Below are 20294 nucleotides of genomic sequence, written 5' to 3' on the forward strand. Positions count from 1 at the left end.
GCGGGGCGTCCGGGAGAAAACCGTCAGACCAGTGAGGCGACGGCGCCCGCGGCGAAGCCATGGTCCTGCTCGGGGGCACCGCCGCCGACACCCACGGCACCGATCAGCTGACCGTCGCGGTGCACCGGCACGCCGCCCGCGATGAAGAGCAGCGGACGGTCGAGCGCGGTGGTGAGCGAGTGGAAGATCCCGCCCGGCTGGACGGCGTCCACGAGGTCGGCCGTGGGGGAGTTCAACTGCAGCGCGGTGTAGGCCTTGCGGGTGCTGGTCTCGCCCGCGATGAGAACCGCGCGGTCGTCCCGGCGGAAGGCGAGCAGGTTCCCGCCGGCGTCGAGCACGGTGACGGCGGCGGCGACACCGGCCGCCTCGGCGGCGGTACGGGCCGACGCGATCAGAGTCTCCGCGTCTTCGATGGTGAGCGGGGCGACGGCGGTGCGGGTGGGGGTGCTCATGGTGTTCTCCTGCGTGATCCGTGGTGGCGGTGGGGAGGCGGGCGGCCGTGGGGACAGCCCGCACGGGGGTGGGTCAGCACCGGGCCGCGGTCGCGGCGGCCGGTTCGGGGGTGTGGGAGGCGACGATCCGGCCGTCCCGTGCCTGGCGGCGCTCCAGCAGGCTGGACATCACGGCGAGGATCAGGGCGGCTCCCGCGAGTGCGGCGCCGACCCAGTTGGGTGCGGTGTAGCTGAAGCCGGCCGCGATCACCATGCCGCCGAGCCAGGCGGAGAGCGCGTTGCCCAGGTTGAAGGCGCCGATGTTGACCGCCGAGGCCAGCGTCGGAGCACCCGAAGCCTGGTCCAGCACCCGCTTCTGCAAGGGCGGCACGGTGGCGAATCCCAGGGCGCCGATGAGGACGACGGTGACGGCTGCGGCAGCCTTGTTGTGCGCGGTGACGGTGAACAGGGCGAGCACGACCGCGAGCGCCCCGAGCGTGACGAACAGCATCGGCATCAGATGCCGGTCCGCGAACTTCCCGCCCAGCAGGTTACCGACCACCATGCCGACGCCGAAGAGGACCAGTAGCCAGGTGACCGACGACGGCGCGAAGCCGGCGATCCCGGTCATCATCGGGGTGATGTAGGTGATCGCGGCGAAGACGCCGCCGAAGCCCAGCACGGTCATGGCCATGGCCAGCAGGACCTGCACGTTCCGGAAGGCCGCCAGCTCATGACGGAGCCGTACACCGTAGGGGCGGGGCTGCTCTGGTACGAGCTTCGCCACGCCGAGCAGGCCGAGCACGCCGAGGACGGCGACGACGAGGAAGGTGACCCGCCAGCCGGCGGTCTGGCCGATGTACGTACCCAGCGGAACACCGACCACGTTGGCGACGGTGAGTCCGGTGAACATCATGGCGATGGCACCGGCCTTCTTCTGCGGGGCCACCAGATCGGCCGCGACGACCGAACCGATGCCGAAGAAGGCTCCGTGGGCGAGCGAGGCGATCACGCGTCCGACGATCATGACGCCGAAGACCGGGGCCAGCGCCGATACGACATTGCCGATGATGAAGAGGCCCATCAGCAGCATCAGCATGCGTTTGCGGCTGACCCTGGTGCCCAGCAGCGTCATGAGGGGGGCGCCCACGACCACACCGAGCGCGTACCCCGTGACCAGGAAGCCCGCGGTCGGGATGGACACCTGGAAGTCCGCGGCCACCTCGGGGAGCAATCCCATGATCACGAACTCGGTGGTCCCGATTCCGAAAGCCCCGATGGCGAGGGCTAGAAGCGCCAGCGGCATGGATTCACCTCTCCTGAAGATTGCGTCTGCGCCTTACAAGCGTCAACAATAATTGCAGACGCTGGTTAATTGCAAGCGCGGGCTATTGCGTGCGTCCCCTATCCTGGAGGCAAGCAGCTCCCGTACGGAGGAGAGACGATGACCGCGACGGACCCCGCCCTGACCGCCCTGTCCCAGGGCTGGTGCGCTCTTTCCCTGCTGCACGGAAGGATCGAGGCGCACATCGAGCGGGCCCTCCAGACCGGTCACGACCTCAGCGTCCGCGAGTACTCGCTGCTGGACGTCCTGAGCCGGCAGCACCAGGGCCCGGGCGGCCATCTCCAGATGAAGCAGGTGGCCGACGCGGTCGTGCTGAGCCAGAGCGCCACCACGCGCCTGGTGACCCGCCTGGAGGACAGGGGACTGCTCACCCGGTACCTCTGCGACACGGACCGCCGGGGCATCTACACCGACGTGACGGAAGCGGGCCTCGCCCTGCTCACCGAGGCCAGGCCCACCAACGACACCGCCCTGCGGGCCGCCCTGGACGAAGCCGCAGAGCACCCCGAACTGGCGCCGCTCGTCAGGGCGGTCGAAGGGCTCAAGGTCCCGGCGTAGGCGCTCTCCGGACGAGCGGGAGTACCGCCCGGACGGGGAGCCACGGCACGCGCTGCGTAGGGTGCCGATCATGACGGAACTGCTGATACGGCCCGCGACCTTGGCCGACGTCCCGGCCATCGTCTCGATGCTCGCCAATGACCCCTTGGGCGCGCAGCGCGAGTCGCCCGACGACCTCTCACCGTACGAGAAGGCGTACCGCAGGCTCGCGGACGACGCGAACCAACATCTGATGGTCGCCGTACGGGGCGACCGGGTGGTGGGCACGGCCCAACTCACCATCATCCCCGGCCTGTCGCGGCGGGGCGCCACCCGTTCCGTCATCGAGGGGGTCCGGGTGCACAGCGAGGAGCGCGGCAACGGACTCGGCACCCGGTTGATCCAGTGGGCCGTGGACGAATCCCGGCGCCAGGAGTGCCAGTTGGTCCAGCTGACCTCCGACGCGACCCGGACGGATGCGCACCGCTTCTACGAACGTCTCGGTTTCACCCCGAGTCACGTGGGCTTCAAGCTTGCTCTCTGAGTCCGCCGTTCACCGCTTGCCCCGTCCGGTCCGGTGCGTTTCACGTGAAACGCACCGGACCGGACGGGGCGGACGCGGCTCTCAGCGAGCCAGCCCTCGCCAGCCCTCCGGGTCCACGCCTCCGGGGATGGCGGCCGTCGGGTCGTAGGGCTCACGGGTGAAGACGAAGGAGCCCAGGTCCAGATGGGCCACCGACCCGTCGGCGTTCCGCGCGATCCGCAGCCGCTCCCCCGCGTGGTACCCGCTGAGTCCGGTCCAGCTGCCGTCCGGCTCGGCCCGGAGCTTCGCCCCCCGGCCGGTCCCCGCCAGCGGAGCCAGCTCCAGACAGCGGTCGTCGAGCAGCTTCACCACGTACCGCTGGGTGCCCCAGTACCAGGGCCCGGTCAGGGCCAGCAGGTCCTGGTCGACCTCGGGCAGCGGGCGCCAAGGCTCCGGGATGCGGGGCTCCGCCTCCGCGACGATCCGCACAAGGTCCTGGGCCACCTCGGTGACGGGGGGCCCTGAGGTCGCATTGGTGAGCACGACGGCGGCCACGTCGTCCTCCGCGCACACCCAGAGGCAGGCCAGGAAGCCGGGCAACGAGCCTGAGTGCCCGAAGAGCGTGCGACCGTCCCGCCGGACGACTTGAAGCCCGAGCCCGTACGTACCCGTCCAGTCACCGCTTTCGAGCGGCACCGCGGGAGCCCGCATCTCCCGGACGGAGGCGGCGCTCAGGACCCGGTCGTCCCCCTCGGCGAGGAATCGCGCGAAGGTGAGGAGGTCCCCCACGGTCGACCAGAGCTGCCCGGCGGGGGCCATCAGCCCCAGGTCATGGCTCGGCTCAGGCAGCATCACGTCGGCCCACGGGTGCACGGCCCAGCCCCCCGCGTGCGGAGCCAAGGGCCCTGAGCTGGTACGACGCATCCCCAGCGGCTCCAGAACTTCGCGCCGCAGCACCTCCTCCCAGGAGTCCCCCCGTACGGCCTCGACGAGGGAACCGAGCACGGTGTAACCGGGGTTCGAGTAGTGGTGGCGGAGACCGGCCGGGTGCCGGAAGGGCTGCTCGCCGAGGACGGCGGCCAGGTCAGGTCGGGTGTCCCCGGGCGTCCGCTCCCACCACGGGGACGGTGTCTCGGCGCTGAGTCCGGCGCCGTGACCCAGGAGCTGACGGATGCTCACTCCCCCGACGCCCGAGCCCGGCAGGTGCTTCTCCACCTGGTCGTCCAGATCGAGCAGCCCCTCGTCCCTCAGGCGGAGCACCAGGATGGCCGTGAAGGTCTTGGTGATCGAGCCGATTCGGTACTGCGTGTCACTGTCGGGCTCGTGTCCGTCGACACAACTGCGCCCCCCACTCCACCCGACCCGCCCGTCCCGGAGCACTCCGGCCACCATCGAGGGGGTACGACCCTCCCGCTGGGCGGTGGCGGTGCGGTGCAGCAGGGCCCGGCGGGTGGTCGGCAGCAGTTCTTCGTTCCATGACGTCATGGAACGAAGAATGGTCGAGAACGGCGCCGCCCCGCGACCCCATTCCGTATCGAAGCACCCGGGTCCGGTACGCCCGTCAGGGCGCGTACACGGTCAGGGCGCGGCGGAACCCTCGCGGGCATAGGTGGCGGTGATGAGCCCGGTCAACGAGGTACGCGCCTCCGACAGCGCGGAGATCCGGTCGTCCAGACCCCGGAGGTGGTCCTGAAGGGTCTCCAGCCTGCAGCCGTCGACCGTGCCGTCCACGCCGACGCACGGCAGAAGCTCCCGGATTACCCGGGTCGGCAGGCCGGCGTCCAGGAACGAGCGGATGCGGCGGACCACGACGGGGGCGCCGTCCTCGTAACGGCGGTGGCCGCTCGCGAGCCGGTGGGACGCCAGGAGGCCCTGCTCCTCGTAGTAGCGCAGCAGGCGGACAGAGGTACCCGTCACCTCGGACAGCTCGCCGATCTTCATGTGACGCTCCTCACAACCGCTTGAACCTCACATCGATGAGAGATCCTAGTGTCGCGTCCATGACGAACACGGCCCACCCCATCGCCCTCTACGGATTCCTCCGGCCCCGGCCGGAGCGCGCGGACGATGTCCGGCGCATCCTCCTCTCCTTCGTGGCGCCCACCAGGCAGGAACCCGGCAACCTGCAGTACCACCTGCACGAGCACGAGGACGGGCGCTTCTTCCTCTACGAGGTCTGGCGCTCCCAGGAAGACCTCGACCGCCACAACGCGACACCCCCGCTGCGCGCCTTCCTGGAAAACCTTCCGGCCTACCTGGAGGGACCCTCGGACGGCTTCTTCAACACCATGATCAGCCCGTACGAGGAGGGTGTACCGCTCCCCGCGTGAAAGGACGGCGAGGGGCCCGGTCCGGGCACCGGCGGACGGGCCCGGGCGGTCAGTGGCTCCGGCTGTAGAGGCCGCCACCCGTGGTCACCGCGAAGAACACCATGTCGTGCGCCATCTCAGCATGGTGGCAGCAGGCCGGGGCGAGCGCCCGCCCCGTCCGAGAAGCTGTTCTCCGTCCCGTGTCCTGGTGGCCACGTTCCATCGCCGATGGAACGTGGCCACGCGTCCCGGGAACCCGCGAAAGCGTCGGATCAGGTCTGCGCCATGTCCACGAAGCGGGAGTAGTGGCCCTGGAAGGCCACGGTGATCGTCGCGGTGGGACCGTTACGGTGCTTCGCGACGATCAGGTCCGCCTCGCCGGCACGGGGCGATTCCTTCTCGTACGCGTCCTCACGGTGCAGCAGGATGACCATGTCGGCGTCCTGCTCGATGGAACCGGATTCACGGAGGTCGGAGACCATCGGTTTCTTGTCCGTCCGCTGCTCGGGACCTCGGTTCAGCTGGGAGAGCGCGATCACCGGGAGCTCCAGCTCCTTCGCGAGCAGCTTGAGGTTTCGGGACATGTCCGAGACCTCCTGCTGGCGGCTCTCGGCGCGCTTCGCGCCACCGGACTGCATCAGCTGGAGATAGTCGATGACCACCAGCTTCAGGTCGTTGCGCTGCTTCAGACGACGGCACTTCGCCCGGATTTCCATCATGGAGAGGTTGGGCGAGTCGTCGATGTACAGCGGGGCAGCCGACACGTCCGGCATGCGCCGGGCCAGCCGCGTCCAGTCCTCGTCCGTCATCGTGCCCGAACGCATGTGGTGCAGCGCCACCCGTGCCTCCGCCGAGAGCAGACGCATCGCGATCTCGTTCCGCCCCATCTCCAGGGAGAAGATCACGCTCGGAAGGTTGCCCTTGATCGAACAGGCCCGGGCGAAGTCCAGCGCCAGGGTCGACTTACCCATGGCGGGTCGGGCGGCGATGACGATCATCTGACCGGGGTGCAGACCGTTGGTCAGCGCGTCGAGATCGGTGAACCCGGTCGGAACACCGGTCATCTCCCCGCTGCGGGAGCCGATCGCCTCGATCTCGTCGAGCGCCCCCTCCATGATGTCGCCGAGCGGCAGGTAGTCCTCGCTGGTGCGCTGCTCGGTGACGGCGTAGATCTCGGCCTGGGCGGAGTTGACGATCTCGTCGACGTCCCCGTCGGCCGCGTAGCCCATCTGTGTGATCTTCGTACCTGCTTCGACCAGGCGGCGCAGGACGGCACGCTCATGGACGATCTCGGCGTAGTACGAGGCGTTCGCCGCGGTCGGCACCGACTGGACGAGCGTGTGGAGGTACGGGGCGCCGCCGACCTTGGTGATCTCGCCGCGCCGGACCAGTTCGGCGGCGACCGTGATCGGGTCGGCCGGCTCGCCCTTGGCGTAGAGGTCGAGGATGGCCGTGAAAACGGTCTCGTGGGCGGGGCGGTAGAAGTCGTGCCCCTTGATGACCTCCACGACCTCCGCGATGGCGTCCTTGGAGAGCAGCATGCCGCCGAGCACCGACTGCTCGGCGTCCAGGTCCTGCGGGGGAACTCTCTCGAACCCCGGGGAGCCTCCGTCCCAGCCGCTGTCGCGGCCGCGGTCGTGCTGGTCGTCCCGTCCGCCGCGCTCACCGCGCTCACCACGACGCTGGCGGGAGACAGGCAGCCGGTCACTGGGACCGACGTCGGCCCAGGGCTCGTCCAAAGGCTCGGGAATGCTCACCGGGCCACCTCCTCCCGTCCGCTTCGCGGACCTAGCCATGCCACTCTTTCTTACGGCACGGCACCGACAAACAGGACACCCGACTCCGCTTCCGGCGCTTCGATTTCAACGCGTTCGCGAGCACGGTCGGAGTACGGGCGACGGTCCACGGTAGGCCGCTCAGCACCGTCAGCCAATCTGGTTATCCACAGGGCATGTGGACGACCGACCCGATGCTGTGGAGAAGTCCGCTGTTCCTGTGCACGGAGCGGGGGACAGCACTGTGGACAAACTCATAGCAACGGCGTCGCCACGGCTGTGACCTGGCCTTTTTCCGTCCACTGACTGTGGGGGAGAAAAACTTTCCCGCATCGCTCAAGATCATCGCGAACGGCGCGTGGCCCCGCGCACCGGCTCCGCCAAAGTAAGGATCACAAAGGGCTTGTGTGTATTACCTGTGGAAGATTGGATTGGCCCCATGACCAAGGCCCCCGCGACAACCGCATCCGGTCGACGACGGCACGACCGGGAGATCATCGCGCTCGCCGTGCCCGCCTTCGGCGCACTCGTGGCCGAGCCACTCTTCCTCATGGTGGACAGCGCGATCGTGGGCCACCTCGGCACCCGGCAACTGGCCGGGCTCGGGGTGTCCGCCGCTCTCCTGTCCACCGCTGTCAGCGTCTTCGTCTTCCTCGCCTACGCCACCACCGCCGCCGTCGCCCGCCGCCTCGGCGCGGGCGATCTCGCGTCCGCCATCCGACAGGGCATGGACGGCATCTGGCTCGCCCTGCTCCTCGGCGCTCTGGTGGTCGCCGCCGTTCTCCCCACCGCGCCATGGATCGTCGACGTCTTCGGCGCTTCCTCGACGGCCGCCCCGTACGCGACGACCTACCTCCGCATCTCGACGCTCGGGATACCGGCCATGCTCGTCGTGCTGGCGGCGACCGGGGTGCTGCGCGGACTCCAGGACACCCGAACCCCGCTCTACGTCGCCATCGGCGGCTTCTCCGCCAACGCGATCCTCAATACGGTCCTGGTCTACGGCGCCGGCCTCGGTATCGCGGGGTCCGCCTGGGGCACCGTGATCGCGCAGATGGGCATGGCTGCCGCCTACCTGGCCGTGGTCGTCCGCGGAGCCCGGCGGCACAAGGCGTCACTCCGCCCCGACGCGGCGGGCATCCGGGCGAGCGCCCAGGCGGGTGTCCCTCTGCTGATCCGTACGCTCTCCCTGCGCGCGGTACTGGTCATCGCCACCGCAGTCGCCGCCCGCCTCGGTGACGTGGACATCGCAGCTCACCAGATCGTCCTCTCGCTCTGGACCCTGACAGCTTTCGCCCTGGACGCCATCGCCATCGCCGGCCAAGCGATCATCGGGCGGTATCTCGGCGCCGACGACGCGAAGGGCGCACGCGAGGCGTGCCGCCGGATGGTGGAGTGGGGCCTCGCCGCAGGGGTGGTGCTCGGCGCGCTCATCGTCCTCGCCCGGCCCCTCTTCATCCCGCTCTTCACCAGCGACCCGTCCGTACGCGACACCCTGCTACCCGCGTTGCTGGTGGTGGCCGTCTCCCAGCCGATCGCCGGCGTGGTCTTCATCCTGGACGGCGTACTCATGGGTGCCGGGGACGGGCGTTATCTGGCGCTGGCCATGATCGTCACTCTGGCCGTCTTCGCCCCGGTCGCCCTGTTGATTCCCACCCTCGGCGGGGGGCTCACCGCACTCTGGTGGGCCATGGACTTGATGATGGCCGTCCGGCTGATCACTCTCTGGCTGCGAGCCCGCTCGGGACGCTGGGTCGTCACTGGCGCCATCCGCTGATCCGGCCCAGGAGGATCAGGGGCTCACGGCTCAAGGGCTGCTCACGGGGTCAGGAAATCGAAGACGAATAGCCATGTTTCACGTGAAACAGCTGGGCCTTCCCCAGAAGCTCATGTTTCACGTGAAACGGCGTCACCGGAATCGACCTCACGTGAAACGACGAAGGGCCGTACCCCGCGGGGTACGGCCCTTCACCTAACTCGTACGAGCACTGCCTCAGGCAGCGACAACCTCGACGCCGAGCTGCGCCGCAACCTCAGGGTGCAGGCGCACGGACACCTGGTGTCCGCCAAGGGTCTTGATCGGCGAACCGAACTCGACACGACGCTTGTCGACCTCCGGGCCACCGGCGGCCTTGATCGCCGAAGCGACGTCGGCCGGGGTGACGGAGCCGAAGAGGCGGCCGGCGTCGCCGGAGCGAACAGCCAGACGGACCTTCACGGACTCGAGCTTGGCCTTGATCTCGTTGGCCTGCTCGATCGTCGCGATCTCGTGGATCTTGCGGGCGCGGCGGATCTGCGCCACGTCCTTCTCGCCGCCCTTGGTCCAGCGGATGGCAAAGCCACGCGGGACCAGGTAGTTGCGAGCGTATCCGTCCTTGACGTCGACGACGTCGCCGGCGGCACCGAGGCCAGTGACCTCGTGGGTGAGGATGATCTTCATGTTTGCGTCACCCTTCCCTTATCGCGCGGTGGACGTGTAGGGCAGCAGCGCCATCTCACGGCTGTTCTTGACTGCCGTGGCGACGTCACGCTGGTGCTGCGTGCAGTTGCCGGTAACGCGGCGGGCACGGATCTTGCCGCGGTCGGAAATGAACTTCCGCAGCATGTTCGTGTCCTTGTAGTCCACGTACTGGGTCTTGTCCTTGCAGAACGCGCAGACCTTCTTCTTAGGCTTGCGCACAGGCGGCTTCGCCATGGTGTTTCTCCTGTGTGATCAAGAAGTGGGGGTACGAGCCGGACCTAGAAAGGAGGCTCGTCCGAGTAGCCGCCGCCGCTGGAACCGCCGGAGCTTCCGCCCCAGCCGCCCTGGCCCCCGCCCTGCTGGCCGCCGGAGGGTGCGCCGGTTGCCCACGGGTCGGCGTCGGGAGCGCCGCCGCCGCCCTGCTGGCCACCGCCACTGGGACCGCCGCCCCAGTTGCCGCCACCCTGCTGGCCGCCGCCGTATCCACCCTGGCCGCCCTGGCCGCCCTGACCACCGCGACCTGCGGTCTTGGTGACCTTGGCCGTGGCGCTCTTCAGGCTGGGGCCGACTTCGTCGACATCCAGCTCGTAGACCGTGCGCTTGACGCCCTCACGGTCCTCGTAGGACCGCTGCTTCAGCCGGCCCTGCACAATGACGCGCATGCCTCGCTGAAGCGACTCCGCGACGTTCTCCGCCGCCTGACGCCAGACCGAGCAGGTGAGGAACAGGCCTTCGCCGTCCTTCCACTCATTGGTCTGCCGATCGAAGATGCGGGGTGTGGACGCGACACGGAACTTCGCGACCGCCGCACCGGACGAGGTGAAGCGCAGCTCGGGGTCGTCGACGAGATTGCCGACGACCGTGATGACGGTCTCGCCTGCCATGGATGAACCTCTCGGCGGGGATTGCTTGCTGCTTGCTGCTACTCGGACCCGATGACCGCTGAGCTAGATGCTCAGTGGGTCTCGGGACGGAGGACCTTGGTCCGGAGGACCGACTCGTTCAGGTTCATCTGGCGGTCGAGCTCCTTGACGACCGCAGGCTCGGCCTGCAGGTCGAGGACCGAGTAGATGCCCTCGGGCTTCTTCTTGATCTCGTAGGCGAGCCGACGACGGCCCCAGGTGTCGACCTTCTCAACCTTTCCGTTGCCCTCGCGGACGACGGAGAGGAAGTTCTCGATCAGGGGAGAGACAGCGCGCTCCTCCAGATCGGGGTCGAGGATGACCATCACCTCGTAGTGACGCATGTGGAACCCACCTCCTTTGGACTCAGCGGCCACGGTCGTTCCGTGGCAGGAGGGTCGTGATGCGTACGCATCGGTGTCCGTCGGGTGAAACAGCGGACTCGGCGGGCTCCTCGGAGGGAGGACCGCCGGGCAGGCTCAAGGCAGACACCGGTGCAGACCGTACAGACTACCTGCCATGGGCCCCCGGGTTGAAATCCAGGGCCAAGGCTGCGCAATCTGTACATATCGGATGTGATCGGCGTCTCAGTACGCCGCCCCTTCGGCAGGAGGCGACTTTCATGGCCCAGGTAGCGCACACCCGCCCGCAGAACCGCCCCACCGGCTCCCTCTTCGCCACGGACGGCAGGCCCCATCCGCTCCAGGACACCCTGATGGTGGTGACCGGGGTGCTCGGCGTCCTCGCCTTCGTGACGGCCATGTTCCACAACCTGCACCTGCTCAGCTCATGGGCCGGGCTCGTCGGCATCCTGGTCGGCGGCTACGGGATGTGGATCTCCAGGACCACCTGGGAGCGGTTCGCCCTGATCATGGGCATCGGCTCCGCCGCGGTGGGCTTCTACCTCGGAATGGCCCACGGGGGGCTGTTCGGCGGCGTGATCAGCTGACCACCGCGTTCCCGTCCTCGGACGGTCCGGCCCACTCTCGTCAGGGCCCCGGCGGCAACCCGCCGGGGCCCTCGCGTCACCGGTCGGCGGCCAAGTGCCGTACGGGCCAGAACGGGCACTCCCCGCTCACAGTAGGCTTCGGCGCGAGAGCCGGAGCCCCTGACCGATGGGGACACACCTGCCGAGGAGCGCCCCGCATGAGCCTGACCCTGAGGACCATCAGCCGCGAGCAGCATCTGGCGTACATCCAGAGCCTGCCCGCGGCCAGTCACTGCCAGGTCCCGGCGTGGGCTGACGTGAAGACGGAGTGGCGGTCGGAGAGCCTCGGCTGGTTCGACAAGACCGGTCAGATCGTCGGCGCCGGACTGGTGCTGTACCGACAGCTCCCCAAGATCAAGCGGTACCTCGCGTACCTCCCCGAGGGCCCGGTCATCAACTGGTACGCGCCCAACCTGGACGAGTGGCTCCAGCCGATGCTCGCCCACCTCAAGCAGCAGGGCGCCTTCTCGGTGAAGATGGGCCCGCCCGTCGTCATCCGCCGCTGGGACTCCACCGCCATCAAGGCCGGCATCCAGGACCCGGACGTGAAGCGTCTGCGGGACGTCGAGGCGACGGTCATCGAGCCGCGGGCGTTCGAGGTCGCGGACCGGCTGCGCAAGATGGGCTGGCAGCAGGGCGAGGACGGCGGCGCCGGCTTCGGTGACGTCCAGCCCCGCTTCGTGTTCCAGGTGCCGCTGGCGAACCGCTCCCTGGAGGACGTCCTCAAGGGCTTCAACCAGTTGTGGCGCCGCAACATCAAGAAGGCCGACAAGGCCGGCGTCGAAGTCGTCCAGGGCGGCTACGAGGACCTCGCCGAGTGGCAGCGGCTGTACGAGATCACGGCCGTGCGCGACCACTTCCGTCCGCGCCCCCTCTCGTACTTCCAGCGCATGTGGTCCGTCCTCAACTCCGAGGACCCCAACCGGATGCGGCTGTACTTCGCCCGCCACAACGGGGTCAACCTCTCGGCCGCGACCATGCTCGTCGTCGGCGGGCACGTCTGGTACTCCTACGGCGCCTCCGACAACATCGGGCGCGAGGTCCGTCCCTCCAACGCCATGCAGTGGCGCATGCTGCGCGACTCGTACGCGATGGGCGCGACCGTCTACGACCTGCGCGGCATCAGCGACTCGCTCGACGAGACCGACCACCTCTTCGGCCTGATCCAGTTCAAGGTCGGCACCGGCGGGGAAGCCGTCGAGTACGTCGGCGAGTGGGACTTCCCGCTCAACAAGCTCCTGCACAAGGCGCTCGACATCTACATGTCGCGACGCTGAGGCGGCGGACCCGGCGAACGACCGGGTCCGACCGCTCCGTTGGATCCCTCCGTACGTTCTGCGATCTGAGACACACCGCAGCCACCAGAAAGGTTCCGGGCCGGCCATGGCGCTCTCCCTCTACGTCGACACCGCGCGCTGGCGGGCGCACCAGAAGTCCGTGATCGATCAGTTCCCGGGGCTCGTGCCGGTCTGCAAGGGCAACGGTTACGGCTTCGGGCACGAGCGGCTGGCGGACGAGGCCATCCGCTTCGGGTCGGACATGCTGGCGGTCGGGACGACCTACGAGGCCGCCCGGATCAAGGACTGGTTCAGCGGGGACCTGCTCGTCCTCACTCCGTTCCGGCGGGGGGAGGAGCCTGTTCCGCTGCCCGACCGCGTGATCCGCTCGGTCTCCTCCGTGGACGGGGTGCACGGACTCGTCGGCGCCCGGGTCGTCATCGAGTGCATGAGTTCGATGAAGCGCCACGGGGTCAAGGAGGAGGAGCTGGGGCAGCTCCACGCCGCCATCGAGGACGTACGTCTCGAGGGCTTCGCGCTGCACCTCCCGCTGGACCGCACCGACGGTTCGGACGCGGTGGAGGAGGTCATCGGCTGGATGGACCGGCTGCGCAACGCCCGGCTGCCGCTGCACACCATGTTCGTCAGCCACCTCAAGGCGGCGGAGCTGGCCCGGCTGCAGCAGCAGTTCCCGCAGACCCGCTTCCGTGCCCGCATCGGCACCCGGCTCTGGCTCGGTGACCACGAGGCCACTGAGTACCGCGGCGCCGTGCTGGACGTGACCCCCGTCGTCAAGGGCGACCGTTTCGGCTACCGGCAGGGCAAGGCCGCATCGGACGGCTGGCTGGTGGTGGTCGCCGGCGGTACCTCGCACGGGGTCGGCCTCGAGGCCCCCAAAGCCCTGCACGGCGTGATGCCGCGCGCCAAGGGCGTCGCGCGGGCCGGGCTGGCCACGGTCAACCGCAACCTGTCGCCGTTCGTCTGGTCGGGCAAGCAGCGCTGGTTCGCCGAGCCGCCGCACATGCAGGTGTCGATCCTGTTCGTGCCGTCGGACGCGCAGGAACCGCGGGTCGGCGACGAGCTCGTGGCCCATCTGCGCCACACCACGACGCAGTTCGACCGTCTCGTCGAGCGCTGACGGAACCCCTGGCCGGGGCCGGCCGGCGTCAGTCGCCGGCCCCTTCGCCGCGTACCGCTCCCCAGCTCGCCGGCTCGCCCCAGAACTCCTCCTCGTCGAGCTCCCGGGTGCCCATGGGGGCCAGTACGAACACGTCCGGCGCCCCGTCGAGCACACCGCCCGAGGGGTCGTCCGAGCCGTCCTGCCGCACCATGTCCCGGTCCGGCCGCACGATGTCCCGTACGACCAGGGCGACGAGGTAGAGCGTGCCCAGCAGGTGCAGGACGACGGCGAGCTGGTAACCGTCCTGCGGCAGCCCCTGGTGCTTGTCCCCGCTGCTCGAATAGGCGAGGTACATCCAGATCCCGAGGAAGTACAGCACCTCGCACGCCTGCCAGATCAGGAAGTCCCGCCAGCGCGGACGTGCCAGCGCGGCGAGCGGGATGAGCCAGAGCACGTACTGCGGTGAGTAGACCTTGTTCGTCAGGACGAAGGCGGCCACCACGAGGAACGCGAGCTGGGCGAACCTCGGCCGGTGCCGTCCCGCGAGCGCCAGCGCCGCGATGCCGAGGCAGCAGAGTCCCATCAGTACCACCGAGGCCATGTTCACCACGGAGACCTCGATGGGCCGTTCGAGGCGCTGCGAGAGGACCAGCCAGAACGACCCGAAGTCGACGGAGCGTTCCTGGCTGAACGTGTAGAACTTCTTCCACCCCTCGGGGGCGTACAGCATCACCGGCAGGTTCACCACCAGCCAGGCCGCCGCGGCCGAGAAGGCGGCGACGAGGAACGGCCGCCACTTCCCCGCGCGCCAGCAGAGCAGCAGCAGCGGTCCGAGCAGCAGGACGGGGTACAGCTTCGCCGCCGTCGCCAGGCCGATCAGGACACCGAACGCCACCGCCCGCCCGCGCGACCACATGAGCATCGCCGCGGCGGTCAGGGCGACGGCCAGCAGGTCCCAGTTGATCGTGGCGGTGAGCGCGAAGGCGGGCGCCAGGGCGACCAGCAGCCCGTCCCAGGGCCGGCGGCGGTGGGTGCGCGCGACGCACACGACCGCCACGGCCGCACAGATCATCAGCAGGCCCGCGTTGACGAGCCAGTACATCTGCTCGCGCTGCATCATCGGGTCGCTGTCCGGGGTGAGCGTGAGCCAGGAGGCGACCTGCATGAACAGCCCGGTCAGGACCGGGTATTCGAGGTACTGCATGTCCCCGCCGAGCCGGTCGAAATACGGCAGCAGCCCGTCCGCGAAGCCCCGGCCGACGAACAGGTGGGGAATGTCGGAGTAGCAGGCGTGCGTGTACTGCGAGCTGGCGCCCCTGAACCAGGCCCAGTTGTAGCAGGGGAGCTTCTGCACCATGCCGAGCGCGAACATCCCGATCGCCACCAGGGCGACCACACGCACGGCCGTCAGCCCTCCGCCGCCGAATCGCGCGAACCGGCCCGCCGGTCCGCCGATCAACTCGCTTCCCGCAGCGGCGATCTCGTCCCGTCGCGTGGGTGCGACGGCCCGCTCCTGGTCCTCGAAGGTCTCTTCTGCGCTTGGCATGCGCCACATCCTGCCGTACAGGGCTGTGCGGAAGGCGGGGGACCGCCGGACACGGCGGAGGGCCGTCCGCACCTCGCCAGGTGCGGACGGCCCTCGGAGACGGCCCGGATCGGGGGGGGCGGTGGTTCGGCTATCCGTTGCCGTTGCCGTTGCCCCGGCTCGTACCGAAGATGTCTCCTACGTCGTCGGCTTCGTCCGTGGGCGTGGCGCTGGGATCGGTGCCACTGGTAGTGCCGTCGGTGTCGTTGCCGGCCGCCGCTCCGGCCGTGTCCGCGCCTGCCGCCGCTCCGGCGTTGGTCCCGTCCGGGAGGCAGGTGCTCCAGCCCCAGGTCTTGCAGGTCTCGGTCGGCGTCGGAGTGGTGGGGGGCGCGGTCGTCGGCGTGGGCTCCTCGGACGGCTCCTCGGACGGCGTGGGCGACGCGCTGGGGGTCGGCGAGGGCGACGGGCTCGGGCTCGCGCCGCCGCCGTAGACCTTCTCGCCGATGGGGCCGGGGGCGGGGAACTCCTCGACCTTCGTGCCCTTCACCGCGCCGACCATGTAGTCGTGCCAGACCTGCGCGGGGAACGACGCACCGTGGATCTTCTCCTGCCCGCCCGTGCCGTACATCTCCTTGAAGCCGCGGTCCGCGTGCTTCTCGTTGTCGTCCATCCGGAACATGCTGACGGCGGTGGAGATCTGGGGGGTGTACCCGACGAACCAGGCCGACTTGTTCTCGTCCGTGGTACCCGTCTTGCCCGCCACTTCCCGGCCGGGGAGCTGCGCGGAGGTGCCCGTCCCGTGCTCGACGACGTTCTTCAGCACGTCGGTGACGTTGTCCGCGACGGCGGAGTCGAAGGCGGTCTTGGTCTTCTTCTCGTGCTCGAAGATGGACGCCCCTTCCTTCTTGACCTCGGTGACCGAGAAGGGGTCGTTCTGCTTGCCGCTGGTGGCGAACGTGGCGTACGCGCCCGCCATGCGGATCGCGCTCGGCGAGGACGTGCCGATGGAGAACGACGGGACATGGGAGTCGGCCATGTAGCGGTCGTCGCGCAGGCCCGCCGCCACCGCGACGTCCTTCACCTTGTCCGTACCGACGTCCATGCCGAGCTGTACGTACGGGGAGTTGATCGACTCCTGCATGGCGTACCGCAGGTTCACGTCACCGTAGGAGGTGTGGTCGTCGTTGGTCTGGAGCCACTGCCCGCCCTTCTCGTCCTCCCAGGGCTTCCCCGTCCAGTCGCTGATCTTGAGTTTGTTGTCGCCGTTGTAGATGCTCTTCGGCGAGACCGGGGTGCGCTCGGACTCGCTCTGGACCTCGCCCCCGTCGGGATCTCTCTTGCCGTACTCCATGGCCGCGGCGAGCACGAAGGGCTTGAACGTCGAACCGACCTGCGCACCCGTGGGATTGGCGTTGTTGGTGAAGTGCTTGGTGGCGTCCTGGCCACCGTAGATGGCGATGATGGCACCGGTGGCGGTGTCCACCGAGGCACCGCCGAACTGCACATAGGTGTCGTCCCCGGGGCGCTTCTTGGGGTCGATGTTCTCGTCGTAGACCCGCTTGACGGCGGCGTTGAGCTGCTGGACCTTCTTCTTGTCGAAGGTCGTGTGGATCTCGTAGCCACCCTGATCGAGGGTGTCGGAGTCGACACCCTTGACGTTGTCCAGGACGTAGCTCTTGGCGAGGTCGACCAGATAGCCCGTCTGGCCGCTGAGCTGAGCGCTCTTCTTCGGCGCGACCGGCATGGGGAACTCGGTGTACTTGGCCCGCTCCGCCGCGGAGAGGTGGCCGTCCTTGACCTCCTCGTCGAGAATCCAGCCCCAGCGCTTCTTGGCGCGGACCAGGTTCTTCTCGGCGGTGGCCTGGACCGGGTCCACCTCGGGGGCGCCGGCCGGGTCGTAGTAGCTGGCGCCCTTCAGCAGGGTGGCCAGGAAGGCGCACTCACTCGGGTTCAGTTCGGTGGCGTCCTTGCCGTAGTACGTACGCGCCGCGGCCTGGAGCCCCGAGGCGCCCCGGCCGTAGTAGGAGACGTTGAGGTACCCCTTCATGACGTCGTCCTTGTCCATCTTGCTGCCGACCTTCAGCGTGATGAACAGTTCCTTGAACTTGCGGCTGATCGTCTGTTCCTGGGTGAGCATCGAGTTCTTCACGAACTGCTGGGTGATCGTCGACCCACCCTGGGTCTCACCACCCTTGGCCATGTTGAACAGGGCACGCGCGATACCCATGGGGTCGATGCCGTGGTCCTTCTCGAACGACTTGTTTTCGGCCGAGATCACCGCGTAGCGCATGGCCGCCGGGATCTGCGCGTAGCTGATCTCCTGGCGGTTGACCTCGCCACCGGTCGCGACCATCTGCGAGCCGTCGGACCAGTAGTAGACGTTGTTCTGCGCCTTGGCCGCCTTGCTGACCTCCGGCATCTGCACCAGCGCGTACGAGACGCCCGCGACGCCCATCAGGAGACCGAGGAAGCTCAGACAGAGGCCCGAGACCAGCTTCCAGGAGGGCACCCAGCGGCGGAACCCGTACTTGCCGTAGCGCGGGTAGTCGATGATCCGCTTCTTGCCCGGCCCACCGTCGCCCCGGCCCCGCCCGGGGCCTTCAGAACCCCCGCCGCGACGTCGGCCACCTCCCCCGCCGCCGCCAGGTCCCCCGGAGCTGGGGCCCTCGGCCCCGCGCCGTCGGCCGCCTCGCTGAGCGGCACGACGCGCTTCGGCGCGACCGCCCGGCGGACGTTCCTCGGCGTACGGCTCCGAGGGTGACTCTCGCATCACCCTGGGTGATGGTGCTGCGCGGCGTCCTGCTGACTGCGGCGCGGCTCGTCGGGCCGCGGCACGCCCCCCGTCTTGCGGTTGAGGCGTTTTGCGACGGTGCTCGCTCATCGAACGACTACTCCTCGGGCAGGCGAGAGCGCCTGGAAGCGGCAGTTGAGATCCGGTCCCCCCGAATTGCGGACAGGCCCTGCGGAAGGCACATCCGCAGTACATCCGGCAGTCCGCGATGTCTGACGCTCTGGGGCGCCTCGCGGTTCCCGGTGATCTGCATGCCGGACAGACTACGCACGGTCAAAACCCTTCTAGGGCCGAAGTTCACCCCAAATGACGCAAGTCGCTTGCTACGAATTAGTGATGTGACGCCGTTCACGAAGGCAGCCCTTGTCGAACCCTGCGGACCGATCTATCGTGCTGATGTATCGAGTCGATACATCAGGGCGGCATAAGCACCTGACCCGAGCACTACGGGACCCCACGGCAACGGAGGAGGCGAAGATGAGCAGACGCTCCGGCATCCTCGAATTCGCCGTCCTCGGACTGCTCCGCGAGTCCCCGATGCACGGCTATGAGCTGCGCAAACGCCTCAACACCTCGCTGGGCATCTTCCGCGCCTTCAGCTACGGCACCCTCTATCCCTGCCTCAAGACGCTGGTTGCCAGCGGCTGGTTGATCGAGGAGCCGAGTACCGCCCCGGCCGATCTCGTGACGCCCGCCTCTTCACTGGCGGGACGCAGGGCGAAGATCGTGTACCGGTTGACGGCGGAGGGCAAGGAGCACTTCGAGGAGTTGCTCTCGCACACCGGCCCGGACGCCTGGGAGGACGAGCACTTCGCGGCTCGCTTCGCCTTCTTCGGCCAGACGGAACGCGATGTGCGGATGCGCGTCCTGGAGGGCCGGCGCAGCCGGCTGGAAGAGCGCCTGGAGAAGATGCGCGCCTCTCTCGCCCGCACCCGGGAACGACTCGACGACTACACACTTGAGCTGCAGCGGCACGGCATGGAATCCGTGGAGCGCGAAGTGCGCTGGCTGAACGAGCTCATCGAGAGCGAGCGTTCGGGACGGGACCGGCGACGGTCCGGACCCGAGGGCTCCTCTCAGCAGGACACCGCAGAGGAAACGGGCGGCCTGCCCCGGCGCCGGGCTGACACCCCGCCGGATCCGTCCGATGACACCGCCTGATGGAGCTTCCGCGCATCGCGGGAGCCGTCGGGACCACCATTACACACAGGGAGCAACCGGAATGGGTTCGGTTCGCGTAGCCATCGTCGGCGTGGGCAACTGCGCCGCCTCGCTGGTGCAGGGCGTCGAGTTCTACAAGGACGCCGATCCGGCCGGCAAGGTGCCCGGTCTGATGCACGTCCAGTTCGGCGACTACCACGTCAGCGACGTCGAGTTCGTCGCCGCCTTCGACGTCGACGCGAAGAAGGTCGGCCTCGACCTCGCGGACGCCATCGGTGCCAGCGAGAACAACACCATCAAGATCGCGGACGTGCCCACCACCGGCGTCACCGTCCAGCGCGGCCACACCCACGACGGTCTGGGCAAGTACTACCGCCAGACGATCGAGGAGTCCGCCGAGGCCCCCGTGGACATCGTCCAGGTCCTCAAGGACAAGCAGGTCGACGTTCTCGTCTGCTACCTCCCCGTCGGTTCCGAGGTCGCGGCGAAGTTCTACGCCCAGTGCGCCATCGACGCCAAGGTCGCGTTCGTCAACGCCCTCCCGGTCTTCATCGCCGGCACCAAGGAGTGGGCCGACAAGTTCACCGAGGCCGGTGTCCCGATCGTCGGCGACGACATCAAGTCGCAGGTCGGCGCGACCATCACGCACCGCGTGATGGCGAAGCTCTTCGAGGACCGGGGCGTCATCCTGGACCGCACGATGCAGCTGAACGTCGGCGGCAACATGGACTTCAAGAACATGCTCGAGCGTGAGCGCCTGGAGTCCAAGAAGATCTCGAAGACGCAGGCCGTCACCTCGCAGATCCGTGACCGCGAGCTCGGCGCCGACAACGTCCACATCGGTCCGTCGGACTACGTGGCGTGGCTGGACGACCGCAAGTGGGCCTACGTCCGCCTCGAAGGCCGTGCCTTCGGCGACGTCCCGCTGAACCTCGAGTACAAGCTCGAGGTGTGGGACTCCCCGAACTCGGCCGGTGTCATCATCGACGCCGTCCGCGCCGCGAAGATCGCACTGGACCGGGGCATCGGTGGCCCGATCCTCTCCGCTTCCTCGTACTTCATGAAGTCCCCGCCGGTGCAGTACTTCGACGACGAGGCCCGCGAGAACGTCGAGAAGTTCATCGCCGGTGAAGTCGAGCGCTAAGCAGT

General features: G+C 68.5%; 20 protein-coding genes. 9 read left to right on the forward strand and 11 right to left on the reverse strand.

The window, feature by feature from the left end; genetic code table 11:
* Positions 1 to 23: 23 nt before the first annotated feature.
* On the reverse strand, positions 24 to 452 hold the full coding sequence (locus ACFZAX_RS24190; RefSeq protein WP_390964067.1) for a heme-binding protein: 429 nt from the start codon (positions 450 to 452) through the stop codon (positions 24 to 26).
* Between the two features lie 73 nt (positions 453 to 525).
* A complete protein-coding gene (locus tag ACFZAX_RS24195) occupies positions 526 to 1737 on the reverse strand; it encodes an MFS transporter (protein ID WP_390964068.1) in 1212 nt (403 codons plus the stop codon).
* A 138-nt stretch (positions 1738 to 1875) separates the two neighbouring features.
* Here ACFZAX_RS24195 and ACFZAX_RS24200 point away from each other — a divergent pair, with 138 nt between their 5' ends.
* Both ACFZAX_RS24200 and ACFZAX_RS24205 read left to right on the forward strand, forming a co-directional pair.
* Entirely contained in the window at positions 1876 to 2334 is a 459-nt protein-coding gene (locus ACFZAX_RS24200) for a MarR family transcriptional regulator (protein WP_390964069.1), read from the forward strand.
* Between the two features lie 70 nt (positions 2335 to 2404).
* Positions 2405 to 2857 carry a GNAT family N-acetyltransferase gene (locus tag ACFZAX_RS24205; RefSeq protein ID WP_390964070.1) on the forward strand — a complete coding sequence of 151 codons (453 nt, stop codon included), beginning with the start codon at positions 2405 to 2407 and terminating at the stop codon, positions 2855 to 2857.
* 81 nt (positions 2858 to 2938) lie between these two features.
* On the opposite strand, the gene ACFZAX_RS24210 is transcribed toward ACFZAX_RS24205, so the two are convergent.
* Together ACFZAX_RS24210 and ACFZAX_RS24215 are read right to left on the reverse strand one after the other, a co-directional pair.
* Complete coding sequence (locus tag ACFZAX_RS24210; protein ID WP_390964072.1) at positions 2939 to 4321, reverse strand: serine hydrolase; 1383 nt, start codon at positions 4319 to 4321, stop codon at positions 2939 to 2941.
* Positions 4322 to 4414: 93 nt separating this feature from the next.
* Entirely contained in the window at positions 4415 to 4777 is a 363-nt protein-coding gene (locus ACFZAX_RS24215; RefSeq protein ID WP_390964073.1) for a MerR family transcriptional regulator, read from the reverse strand.
* 59 nt (positions 4778 to 4836) lie between these two features.
* Between ACFZAX_RS24215 and ACFZAX_RS24220 the strand changes: the two genes are divergently transcribed.
* Positions 4837 to 5166 carry an antibiotic biosynthesis monooxygenase gene (locus ACFZAX_RS24220; RefSeq protein ID WP_390964075.1) on the forward strand — a complete coding sequence of 110 codons (330 nt, stop codon included), beginning with the start codon at positions 4837 to 4839 and terminating at the stop codon, positions 5164 to 5166.
* A gap of 251 nt (positions 5167 to 5417) precedes the next feature.
* Here the strand turns inward: ACFZAX_RS24220 and dnaB are convergent, their stop codons facing one another.
* Positions 5418 to 6884, reverse strand: coding sequence for a replicative DNA helicase (gene dnaB / locus ACFZAX_RS24225; RefSeq protein WP_390964102.1), 1467 nt, complete (start codon positions 6882 to 6884; stop codon positions 5418 to 5420).
* Between the two features lie 475 nt (positions 6885 to 7359).
* Between dnaB and ACFZAX_RS24230 the strand changes: the two genes are divergently transcribed.
* The gene (locus tag ACFZAX_RS24230) at positions 7360 to 8697 is read left to right on the forward strand and encodes an MATE family efflux transporter (RefSeq protein WP_390964076.1); all 1338 of its coding nucleotides are present in this window, start codon (positions 7360 to 7362) and stop codon (positions 8695 to 8697) included.
* Positions 8698 to 8913: 216 nt separating this feature from the next.
* Here the strand turns inward: ACFZAX_RS24230 and rplI are convergent, their stop codons facing one another.
* The 4 genes from rplI to rpsF form a co-directional block, all read right to left on the reverse strand.
* Positions 8914 to 9360, reverse strand: coding sequence for a 50S ribosomal protein L9 (rplI, locus tag ACFZAX_RS24235; protein WP_266706586.1), 447 nt, complete (start codon positions 9358 to 9360; stop codon positions 8914 to 8916).
* Positions 9361 to 9378: 18 nt separating this feature from the next.
* Entirely contained in the window at positions 9379 to 9615 is a 237-nt protein-coding gene (gene rpsR, locus ACFZAX_RS24240) for a 30S ribosomal protein S18 (RefSeq protein ID WP_003967857.1), read from the reverse strand.
* 44 nt (positions 9616 to 9659) lie between these two features.
* Entirely contained in the window at positions 9660 to 10265 is a 606-nt protein-coding gene (locus ACFZAX_RS24245; RefSeq protein WP_390964077.1) for a single-stranded DNA-binding protein, read from the reverse strand.
* A 71-nt stretch (positions 10266 to 10336) separates the two neighbouring features.
* Entirely contained in the window at positions 10337 to 10627 is a 291-nt protein-coding gene (gene rpsF / locus ACFZAX_RS24250) for a 30S ribosomal protein S6 (protein WP_266706588.1), read from the reverse strand.
* 278 nt (positions 10628 to 10905) lie between these two features.
* On the opposite strand from rpsF, the gene ACFZAX_RS24255 reads away from it, so the two are divergent.
* The 3 genes from ACFZAX_RS24255 (at position 10906) to ACFZAX_RS24265 (ending at position 13686) form a co-directional block, all read left to right on the forward strand.
* Complete coding sequence (locus ACFZAX_RS24255; protein ID WP_390964078.1) at positions 10906 to 11232, forward strand: hypothetical protein; 327 nt, start codon at positions 10906 to 10908, stop codon at positions 11230 to 11232.
* 197 nt (positions 11233 to 11429) lie between these two features.
* Positions 11430 to 12548 (forward strand): peptidoglycan bridge formation glycyltransferase FemA/FemB family protein, encoded by a 1119-nt coding sequence (locus tag ACFZAX_RS24260; RefSeq protein ID WP_327176794.1) that lies wholly within the window; start codon positions 11430 to 11432, stop codon positions 12546 to 12548.
* Positions 12549 to 12654: 106 nt separating this feature from the next.
* Complete coding sequence (locus ACFZAX_RS24265; protein WP_390964081.1) at positions 12655 to 13686, forward strand: alanine racemase; 1032 nt, start codon at positions 12655 to 12657, stop codon at positions 13684 to 13686.
* Positions 13687 to 13714: 28 nt separating this feature from the next.
* Here the strand turns inward: ACFZAX_RS24265 and ACFZAX_RS24270 are convergent, their stop codons facing one another.
* Positions 13715 to 15214 (reverse strand): glycosyltransferase 87 family protein, encoded by a 1500-nt coding sequence (locus ACFZAX_RS24270; RefSeq protein ID WP_390964082.1) that lies wholly within the window; start codon positions 15212 to 15214, stop codon positions 13715 to 13717.
* A 130-nt stretch (positions 15215 to 15344) separates the two neighbouring features.
* The gene (locus ACFZAX_RS24275) at positions 15345 to 18074 is read right to left on the reverse strand and encodes a transglycosylase domain-containing protein (RefSeq protein WP_390964083.1); all 2730 of its coding nucleotides are present in this window, start codon (positions 18072 to 18074) and stop codon (positions 15345 to 15347) included.
* Positions 18075 to 18461: 387 nt separating this feature from the next.
* Between ACFZAX_RS24275 and ACFZAX_RS24280 the strand changes: the two genes are divergently transcribed.
* Together ACFZAX_RS24280 and ACFZAX_RS24285 are read left to right on the forward strand one after the other, a co-directional pair.
* Positions 18462 to 19145 carry a helix-turn-helix transcriptional regulator gene (locus ACFZAX_RS24280; protein WP_390964084.1) on the forward strand — a complete coding sequence of 228 codons (684 nt, stop codon included), beginning with the start codon at positions 18462 to 18464 and terminating at the stop codon, positions 19143 to 19145.
* A gap of 61 nt (positions 19146 to 19206) precedes the next feature.
* Entirely contained in the window at positions 19207 to 20289 is a 1083-nt protein-coding gene (locus ACFZAX_RS24285) for an inositol-3-phosphate synthase (RefSeq protein WP_390964085.1), read from the forward strand.
* The last annotated feature ends 5 nt before the right edge of the window (positions 20290 to 20294 follow it).

Origin of the sequence: Streptomyces sp. NPDC008125 (genome assembly GCF_042957125.1) — a bacterium.
In the GTDB taxonomy this organism is placed as follows: Bacteria; Actinomycetota; Actinomycetes; order Streptomycetales; family Streptomycetaceae; genus Streptomyces.